Annotated in this window: 8 protein-coding genes; 7 read left to right on the forward strand and 1 reads right to left on the reverse strand. The window is 62.9% G+C overall.

Annotation, left to right across the window (positions count from 1 at the left end; all coding sequences use genetic code 11):
• The 7 genes from WAN02_RS08520 to WAN02_RS08550 form a co-directional block, all read left to right on the forward strand.
• The coding region (locus tag WAN02_RS08520; protein ID WP_422263719.1) for a phytoene desaturase family protein at positions 1-1,326 on the forward strand (1,326 nt) is incomplete at its 5' end.
• Positions 1,327-1,456: 130 nt separating this feature from the next.
• A complete protein-coding gene (locus tag WAN02_RS08525; RefSeq protein ID WP_422263720.1) occupies positions 1,457-2,395 on the forward strand; it encodes an amidohydrolase family protein in 939 nt (312 codons plus the stop codon).
• Positions 2,392-3,219 carry a fumarylacetoacetate hydrolase family protein gene (locus tag WAN02_RS08530; RefSeq protein ID WP_422263721.1) on the forward strand — a complete coding sequence of 276 codons (828 nt, stop codon included), beginning with the start codon at positions 2,392-2,394 and terminating at the stop codon, positions 3,217-3,219. Before WAN02_RS08525 ends, WAN02_RS08530 begins: the two co-directional genes overlap by 4 nt.
• 490 nt (positions 3,220-3,709) lie before the next feature.
• The gene (locus tag WAN02_RS08535) at positions 3,710-4,843 is read left to right on the forward strand and encodes a thiolase family protein (RefSeq protein WP_422263722.1); all 1,134 of its coding nucleotides are present in this window, start codon (positions 3,710-3,712) and stop codon (positions 4,841-4,843) included.
• Positions 4,844-5,216: 373 nt separating this feature from the next.
• The gene (locus tag WAN02_RS08540; RefSeq protein WP_422263723.1) at positions 5,217-6,401 is read left to right on the forward strand and encodes an acyl-CoA dehydrogenase family protein; all 1,185 of its coding nucleotides are present in this window, start codon (positions 5,217-5,219) and stop codon (positions 6,399-6,401) included.
• 9 nt (positions 6,402-6,410) lie between these two features.
• Complete coding sequence (locus WAN02_RS08545) at positions 6,411-7,418, forward strand: acyl-CoA dehydrogenase family protein (RefSeq protein ID WP_422263724.1); 1,008 nt, start codon at positions 6,411-6,413, stop codon at positions 7,416-7,418.
• Positions 7,419-7,984: 566 nt separating this feature from the next.
• Complete coding sequence (locus WAN02_RS08550; protein WP_422263725.1) at positions 7,985-8,749, forward strand: hypothetical protein; 765 nt, start codon at positions 7,985-7,987, stop codon at positions 8,747-8,749.
• A gap of 670 nt (positions 8,750-9,419) precedes the next feature.
• Here the strand turns inward: WAN02_RS08550 and WAN02_RS08555 are convergent.
• Entirely contained in the window at positions 9,420-9,917 is a 498-nt protein-coding gene (locus WAN02_RS08555; RefSeq protein WP_422263726.1) for an Lrp/AsnC family transcriptional regulator, read from the reverse strand.
• Between the last annotated feature and the right edge of the window lie 7 nt (positions 9,918-9,924).

Here is a 9,924-nt window from a genome sequence, read left to right on the forward strand (position 1 = left end):
GTCCCGGCTGACCCGTCTTATGCATACCTGCATCCCGACGGGGCGTCCATCGCGTTTTGGCGTGACGCAGAACGGACCGCTCGGGAGGTCGACGCGTTCTCTCGAAGCGACGGCAGAGCCTACCGCGATCTGGTGCGCACCCTGGACGCCCTCCTGGGTGTGGCTCTGCCGTTGATGGCGGCCGACCCGGCCCGGCCCTCACCCCTGGCCCTGGCGCGGGCAGCTGCCTCGGCGACGCGGAATCTAAGGGGTCTCCGCGGTCTTCTACCGCTTGTCACGAGCCCTGCCGAGGCAACGGTGTGCGAGCGGTTCGAGCACCCTGTCGTTCGGGGTGCCTTGCTCGCGCTCGCCGGTGGAGCCGGTCCGGTCGCTGCCGAAGGTAGCGGGCTGGGGCATTTGATGCTGGCGCTGCTTCACCGGGTCGGTGTCCTACGGCCGATAGGTGGCATGCAACGACTGAGCGAGAACCTCGCCGCAAGGCTGCAAGCATCGGGCGGTTCGATCCGAACGGGTACGGCGGTTCGCGAGATTCTGGTCAGCAACGGGCGGACCCGCGGTGTCGTACTCGCCGATGGCTCCGAGATCTCCGCACGTGCTGTGGTGGCCACCTGTGACCCTTATCGTGCGCTTATCGAGCTTGCGCCGGCTGAAGCCGTCGGGGAGTCGGTACGAGCCCGGGTCCGCGCCATCCCGTCCAACGCGCACGGCGCGGCGCCCGCCGTAATGAATCTGGCACTTGGTGCGAGAGCCGAACTGCACGAACGATTCCGGCGCAGAGACTGTGCGGACATCAGGGCTGCGGCGCTGTTGTTGGGCACCGAGCAGAGCACTCGCTCGTCGTACGAAGCCGCCGCTCGTGGCGACATTGCTGAGGATCCCCTCCTGTGGGCCGCCGTCACCTCTGCTGCCGATCCGTCGCAGGCACCCCCGGGTCAAGATTCGCTATACGTGTACATCGCTGCTAACCCGGTGGTGGCAACGGGGGGTTGGCCGTATGTGCAACCCGTCGCAGAAAAGCAGGTGCTCGCCAAGCTTGCGCAGTTCTTCGACGGCCTGGACTCTGAGCTGGGACGCTGGTTCGAGACCCCGGATGAACTCTCGGCGAGACTCGGGGTCCGAAACGGCAACGTCTTCCACGTTGACCTCAACCTCACGCGGATCGGCCCGATGCGGCCCGCCTGGGGCCTCGCCGGCGGGCGGACACCCGTGCAGGGGCTCGTCCTCGGCTCCGCCGGCAGCGCCCCCGGCCCAGGAGTGTTCGGCGCACCAGGTCATCTCGCAGCCCGCCGGGCCAGTGCCTACCTCGCGGGACAGGCATGTCGCTGACTCCCTTGTCCACACCGCGGAACATGGCTTCCTTAGAACGAGGCGGCATTCGTCATTCACCCCTTGGCTGGGAGGACGTTCAGCCCACGGCAGAGCTGGTTATGTTCTGCAAGCCTTCGACGAGCAGCGGATGACGATCGACGTGCACGCTCACACCATCATCCCCGGATACCACGATCTCCTTGCTGACCTCGGTATCGCTGCCCCTGGGTACGGCACCGGCAACGGTCTAGTCGCTCCTACGGAGGATGTCCGGATCTCGTTGATGGACGAGGCCGGAATAGACCGCCAGCTGCTTTCGGCGATGTCCGCCCCCTACACCTCGGACAAGGCGGGCGCTGTCCGAGCTGCCAGGTGTGTCAACGATGCACACGCCGAATTGGTCAGCCGGTATCCCAATCGCCTTGCGGCGTACGCAGCGCTACCGCTGCCGCACTTGGACGAGTCGCTAGCCGAGCTCGAGCGGTGCCTCGACGGACTCGGCATGATCGGAGTGGCCCTGCAGTGCTCCTGTCTCGACGAGTCGGTGGCCGCAGAGCACTTTGACCCGATCTACTCCGAACTCGATCGTCGTAGCGCGGTAATCTTCTTTCACCCATGCGTGAACGGGCTCTGCTCGCGGCTGGTGGTCGAGTGGGCGCTCGCGCCGACCGCGGGAACCGTCTTCGAAGACACCACGATCGCCCTCCATCTCATGCTCCGGCACATTCCCCACCGGTACCCCAATCTGAGGTTCGTCATTCCGCACCTCGGAGGTGCGTTGCCGATGTTGTTGAACCGCCTGGATAACCAACTTCCGGTGACCGCACCGGACCTCCCCGAGCTGCCCAGCCAGACTGCGCGCAGATTCTTTTACGACACCATGGGCCACGGTTCGCAGGCCGCATTACGGTGCGCGGTCGACGCGTTCGGTAGCGATCGGATCGTGCCCGGCAGCGACTATCCGGTGCTGCTGCCATTCGAGAGCTATCGCGATACTTTCGAATATCTGCGCCACGCGGGCCTTCCGGAGGTTGCGTTGCGAAATATCTTGGTAGAGAACACTGATCAACTCTTGGCGAGGGCATGATGCGTATTGGACGCTTCGCAGATGTCGACAACGCCCCGTTCTGGGGGCTGATCGACCAGGGCACCGAGTCGGTGCGACGCATCGACGGCGACATCACCACGTGGGCCCCGACCGCTGCCGCCGAAGGGACGGTAGCGGTACAGCAAGAGGCGATTGCCCTCAGGCGGTTTCGGCTACTGCCCCCCGTTGATCCGGCCGCGCGGGTGTTCGGAGTGGGCGCCAACTACATGGCGCACCTCGATAAGCTCGGGGTCACTGACATCCCGGCACACCCCACGGCGTTCATGAAGCCGAACTCGGCGCTGGCTGATCCGGACGGGCAGATCAGGTATCCGCCCACCACCCGACAACTGGACTACGAGGTCGAACTCGTCGTCGTGATGAGTGGCGGCGCTACCGACCCGCTGTTGGGTTTCACCATTGGCAACGATGTCAGTGCGCGCGATGCGAAGGGCCTCGGGGGGTTCGATCTGTTCGGGATGAAAGCGCTCGACCGAACCGCCCCGGTGGGACCCTGGATCACCACACCGGGCGAACTGGGCGTCGACTGTCAGCCATCCTTCGACATTGTGTTGCGGGTCAACGGTGAAGAGCGCCAACGTGACAACACTCGGTCAATGGTGTGGCCGGTCAAGGACATCATCGCCTACATCGACGAGCGAGTTGCACTGCGATGCGGTGACGTCGTGTTCACGGGCACGACGGCTGGGGTGGGTCTCGAAGATGGCCGTTTCTTGGAACCGGGCGATATCGTCGAAGCTGAGATCGAGGGACTCGGAATCCTGCGCAACACGGTAAGTGACCGCCCAAGCGTGGCGTCATGAGCGACCCGCAGCCGACGATCGCTTCAGTCGGCGTTGATGTGCTCCCTGTCATTCCAGGCCTCCCAGCCGGCGACGGCTCAACCATGACACCACGACGGCGGTCGCCGGTACGGTGACGGCCGCCCTGCAGTGCAATACACCCGAGGGGAGCTAGTGCCATGAGACGACGAGGCCTCGAATTTGCGGTGAGTCGTGTTCCCGAGGCTGATTCGTGGGCTTGTCGTGTACCCAACCGACGACTGTCGAGGAACGCCGCGTCGGTCGGTCTTGGTGCCGCCCGAGCCACAACCCGAAAACTCAAACGGCCTGACCAACAATCCGATATACCACCATTCGGCAGTAACAGCGGGAACGTCAGAAGAGCGGTATACCTGCGGGGAGCGACTGCACCGCCGAGCCAAGCAGACCGTGGCGAACTGAATGCAACGCAAGAGTTGTCGTTGAGGCCTCCTCGAGTCGAGATTCCTTGTATTCATTGGAGTCTCGCCACATGAGCGGGGCCGTGATTGCCGGGGTCGGTATCCATCCGTTCGGACGCTTCCCGGTCGGTTACCGTGAGCTTGGTGCCATCGCGGTGAACGACTGCCTTGCCGACGCGGGGGTAGCACCGCAGGAGATCGACATTACCTTCGTCGCCAACGTCGGGGCCGAAATGGCCAAGGGCCACAACGTCCTTGACCGCATCTACCGCGGCGGAAATCCGATCATCAACGTCGAAGCCGCTTGCGCATCCAGTGGCTCCGCACTGTTCCTGGCCAACAACATGGTCACGAGCGGCGCGGCGGACATCGTGCTGTGCCTCGGAGTGGAGAAGGCGCCGCGCGGATTCATCGCTCGGTCGGGATACGAACAGTGGCAAATCGAAAGCGGGCTGGGCGTCAATCCCCTGTACTTCGCCATCCAGGCACAGGAGTTGCTACAGGGCGGAGAAGTGCTGGAAACCGATCTGGCCGACGTCGCGGTGAAGAACCACCGACACTCCGTTCACAATCCGAATGCCATGTACCGCAAGGAGTTCACCCGAGAAGAGGTTCTGGGCAGCAAGATGGTCTGCGCACCGTTGACACTGCTCATGCTGTGCGCTCCCAACGAAGGAGCGGCCGCGGCGATCGTGATGACGGAGGACATGGCGCGCCGCCGCGGCATCGAGTCACCGATCCGACTGCGAAGCATCGGTCTGGTCTCCCGTGGACCAGACGATTGGTTCGTGCCCGCGGCGTCCTACCCCATCGAGCGAACCAACATCACCGAACGGGCGGCCGCGATCGCCTACGAACGCGCGGGCATCGGACCCGAAGACATCGACGTAGTGGAATGCCAAGACACCGATGCAGCATCGGAACTGCTGGCATATCGGGATCTGGGGCTATGCAAGCCCGGGGAGGAAGCACGGCTGCTACGCAGCGGCGACGTCACCCTGGGTGGCAGAGTGCCGATAAACCCGTCTGGCGGGCTGTTGTCGAAGGGAGAGCCACTCGGCGCCTCTGGACTCGGCCAGATACACGAGCTTGTCCAGCAACTACGCGGCCGCGCCGGCATGCGACAGGTGAACGAGGCGTCGATTGGCGTCAGTCACGTTATGGGCGCAGGGCATAACGCCTGTGTGGCGGTTCTTTCACGGTGACCGCCGAAACATTGGTGTACAGATCAGGCTCGATCGGGCAACCGACACAGCTGGCGGCTTCGCGGTGTCCGCGCTGTGCTCGCGTGCAATTCCCGTCGACCGCTTCGTGTCCAGCGTGCAGCCTGCCGAGCGACCACCTTTGGCTCGCTGGACCAGCCAAACTGGTGTTCGCAACGCAAATACTCGCCGAACCGCCCGAGAGTCTGGTTGCTGCGCCATATGGGGTTGGCGTCGCCGAATTCCCCGAAGGAATTCGAGTAATCGGTCTGCTAGACGATCCTCCGCCGGCAGTGGGTGACGCCGTCGTGCCCGTCGTCCATCAGCCCGCGGCTGATCTGGTCACCTTTGCGTTTCGGCGAGAGCCGGACCAGATATGACCGGATCGCTGCAGGCGCAAGCCGATTCGGGGACCGAGACGCTCACGCCGGAAGAGTATCGTGTGCGCCTCTCGGATTGGTTGCGCGCACAAGACAAGCCGTCCGCGGCCGATCAATATTCTTCGCTCGAAGAGCGAATCAGCCGCGGTGCATGGTTGATAGCCGCGCTCTACGAAGCCGGTTGGAACCGTTACGGCTGGCCAAGCGCCGTGGGGGGGATCGGTGGCGACATACGACACCGCGCGGTGCTCTACGACGAGCTATGCCGGGCGGACGTAGAAATACCCGAGCAAAACATCATCTTGGAAGTAGTGGGGCCTTCGCTGGTCGCCTTCGCCCCGGACGTAGCCGCCCGCCGGCTCCCCGGCGTGTTACGCGGCGAGGAGATTTTGTGCCAGGGATTCAGTGAGCCTGAGTCGGGCAGCGATCTCGCCGGCCTGCGTTGCCGCGCCACCGTCGACGCCGCCACCGGAGACTTCGTGGTCAACGGCCAGAAGATATGGACATCGTTCGGTCACGTTGCGGATCACATTGTTCTGTTGTGCCGAACCGGCACAACGGAAAGCCGAAGCCGCGGTCTGACCATGCTGCTGGTGGATTTGCGTGCCCCCGGGGTCGACGTGCGACCGATCCGCTTCGCCAACGGCGAGGACGAGCTGTCCGAAGTCTTCTTTCACGACGTCCGGGTTTCCCAAGATCATCTGATCGGCGATGTCGACGATGGTTGGTCAGTGGCGACATACCTGCTGCAATTCGAACGCGGTATGTACGCCTGGATGCGCCAGGCCGTCTTGTCCAACCGGCTTCGAATACTGGCTGCCCAACTGGATTCGCGCGGTGACGGCGACGACGGCCGCCGGGAACGACTGGGGGCGGCCGTGCTGGCCATTGCAGCCTTGCGTGCGCGCTCATCGCGCACCGTGCAGACGCTTGCCCGGGGAGACACGGTCGGTCCGGCCGCCAGCATGGACAAGCTCTTGCTCGCGACCGCCGAGCACGCGGTCTACGACGCCAGCCGCGACCTGCTCTGCCCTGACTTCGCATTGGACGACACACAACCCGGGGTCTTGCAGTGGCGCGCGGAGTGGTTCTACAGTCGCGCCGCCTCGATTTACGGCGGCGCTGCTGAGATCCAGCGAACAATCATCGCTGACCGTGTCCTCAACCTGCCCAGAGAGTGAAGTTCGTTCGTGGATAACGATTTTGAACGCAGCCTGCGTGACACGCTGCGGGCCGTGATATCCGAGTCGGCGTCCGACAGTATCGGCAAAGAACTCGATGACCTCGGCTGGTCTGAACTGGTATCCGAGACGCCGTTGGCCTTCTCGCTCCTCTACGACGAACTTGGGCGGGCGGCGCGCAGCACCGCTCTCATCGATCAACTCGTGCTCAGCGAGCTCGGTTCGCCATTGGCAGGCAGCTGCGACGCCGTGGTCTACCAGGCACCTGCACAAGATCTCCGGCCACCCACTCAATGCAATGTGGATGGCATCATCGTCGATGGTTGGGCAATGAACCCGCCAGACATGGACGAGCGACTTCTCGTCTGGTCCGCCAAACACTCCGAACAATCCCCGGCCGCTATTGCGATTACCACGCTCCGTTCGGCACCCGGGCTGGACATTCGCCCGGCAAACACACTCGATTCCGAGGGCTCGTGGGTCCGCATCACCGGGAGGGTGTTGCACTCCGAAGCGGAGACCATCACCGATTTCCATGGACAACTACGCGACGGCGTGCGGACGTCGGCAAGGCGTGCAGCCGCTGCCGAGATGGCCGGGCTCGCCCACGGCATCCTCGGCTTGGCTATAGAGCACGTCGCAACTCGCACCCAGTTCGGTAGGCCTATCGGGTCGTTCCAAGCAGTCCGCCACAGGCTCGCGGACGCTCGTACGTTAGCCGCCGGAACCGACGCACTTCTGGAGGATGCGTGGGACACCGGAAATGCTGAGAGCGCCGACCTCGCACTCGCCTATGCCGGCCACGCGCACCGCCTCATCGGCTCGCACTGCTTGCAGGTTTGCGGAGCGATGGGCCTGACTTGGGAGCACGACCTGCACCGTTATCTACGGCGCGGATACACCCTTGACGCAGTCTTTGGCCCCGCTGCACGAATCACCGAATTTTTTGGTGCTCAACTCATTGCGAGGACGGCGAACTCGGAGTCGCGCCATTCAGCTGAGGCGAGGTCTACCTGATCTGGCTGCTGCACAAGCCGTTCGATAGCCCAAGATGACTGGGAGGGACGTAGAACATGAGCGAAGAATTCCTCCTGCACAACTCGCCGTGCGTAGTGTGCGGACGTCCGGCGCTGTCGTTGATTCCGAATGTCGGTGTCAGACACCATGATTCGATTTGCAACATTACTCCTATCCACACAGTGTCCAACCCACGGGGGAACCGACGTAGCTCGAAGCGGCGCGACTCGAAGCGGCGTCGCTCTGGGTGGCGCGTCTGATGTGCCGCAACGAGCGCAGGTCACTTGCCTCGAAGTTCGCGATCGCGCGATCTACCTCAGCGGTTGGCCTTGCGGGGACAATCGCCAACATCTCTTCGCACACGGCAAGCTGTTTGGCGATCCGTATCAAATGGGGACGGGCCCAGAACAGAGCACCTTCGTTTGGTTTGTTTCACTAGTGATCGGCCGACGCACGATCATATCGTAGGTGAAGCGGTGGTCGCAGTGACCGCGCCCCAAAGCGGACGGGATTTGATCATGAGTGCTTCGGCCCAGCGGTGCTGTTTGTGGTGCGGCATTATTTTGATGACACTGTTCGGCTTGGGCTTTGGCGTTCTTGCGGGCTTCATCTTTCCGCCATCACCGCAAGCTTCGCCCGAGGCAATAGCGCACATGTATGCGGCAAAGCGCACCGAGATCCGATTCGGTCTGCTGATCTCGATGGTCGCTGCTGGACTGCTCGTACCATGGTCGGCAGGTCTGTTCATCCCGCTGCGCAGAATTGAGGGACGGTTCTCGCCGTGGCCGTATGTGGTCATGCTCAGTGGCACTCTCTTCTCACTTGAATTTCTTTACCTCTTGTTCTTCTGGTTGGTATGCGCCTACCGCGAAGATGCGGCAGCGGAATTTGTCCGCAACCTGAATGACATGGGTTGGGTGGCCTTTGTTGGATTGGTGTCGACGGCGGTCATCTTCGCCGCGGGGATCGGCATCTCGACGTTGTCCGATCGTCGGTCCGAGCCATTGCTGCCGCGATGGTTCGGGTATTTCAGCCTCTGGGCCGCTTTGATGTTCACACCGGGATCTGCGAATGTGTTTTTCAAGGACGGCCCGTTGGCCTACAACGGTATTTTCGCCTGGTACATACCCGTTGCCGTCTTTGGAATCTGGGTCCCGGTTGTCACGGTGGTCATGTTGAAGTCCGTCACGCGGCAGGAACGCGAGTGGAACGCTGCACCACCGCCCAAGGGCGCAGGGGGTGGGCCCCTTGAGGTCGAGGATCTGGCTGCGCAGCTCGCCGATGTACGTCGGGAACTCGCTGAACTGAGGCCAGCTGCGACATCACGATGAGCGATCTCGCGAAAGCGGTGAGTCTGAATCTGCGTTGGCTTCTGTGGACGAAGGCGTAGCTGCCATGCCGCCTCGATACAGCGTGGCCCGCGACGAGACGGTGCCCCTCCGAGCGGAGCCGAATCTCCTGACGAAAGACGAGCCCGAGCCCTGAGTCAAGAAAATGCCTGGCGAAGCCGGTGTCTGGATCTTCATCTTCGGGGAGATGTGCGTGTTCGCGGTGTTCTTCTCGATCTACCTGCCCCACCGAGCGAGGCAACCGTAGCTGTTCGCGCACTCGCAGGAAACCCTGAACCGCAACTTCACTGTCATCAACACCGTTCTGCTGCTTCTCAGTTCGCTGTTCGTGGTGCTGGCCATGCGTGCGATGCGCGGGCCATCGCGGCACTTGACACCACCGCTGTTGGTCGGCGCATTCATCTGCGGTCTCGGGGTTCGCGTGCATCAAGATCACCGAGTACCACGAAAAGGTCAGCAACGCAGCGTGGGGTCCGAGGTTCACGTCGGTCACTTCGGTGGCGGAGCAGGCGGCGCTGGCCTTTTCGTCATCGGGCTCGCGAGGACGATGTAAACGAACCGTCAGGGTGTACGGTTCAGACCGGCACGTGCCTGCGCCAGTTGGGCGCGATCCAGCCGCCGTCCTTGCATTCCGGAAGGGATGAGAGGTGTTCTACGCCTTGGTTGCTGGCGCCGACCGACCCCAGCCAGTATTGCGGGTCAATTCCTGGAGCAGGGGTATTGCGCGGTAGGGGAGCGGAGTCGTCAGGGCCAGCGTCGTCGTCGAGTGCACCACACCCTCGATCACCACGATCCGTTCGATGAGGTCTTGGAGCCCCGCCTGATTCAGCGCTGCCACCCGGACTAGTAGGTCTTCGCGGCCGGTCGTGGCGTGGATCTCGAGCACCTGTGGAATCGCGATTAGATCCTTCACTACCGCCGCGAGTCGGCCCTGGACGATCTCGAGCCCGATGAACGCAAGAACCGAGGCTCCGGCTCGAGGAAGGCAGAGCTCCGGACGATAGCCGACCAGCAGACCATCGTCTTCTAGACGCTTCAGACGCGACTGCACGGTATTTCGAGATATTCCCAATGTCGAAGCCAACGCGACAATGCCGGTGCGGGCGTCGCGCGCAAGGATTTCGAGCAATTTGGCATCGAGGCGATCAATGCTGGGC

Source organism: Mycobacterium sp. (genome assembly GCF_049281135.1).
Lineage (GTDB): Bacteria > Actinomycetota > Actinomycetes > Mycobacteriales > Mycobacteriaceae > Mycobacterium.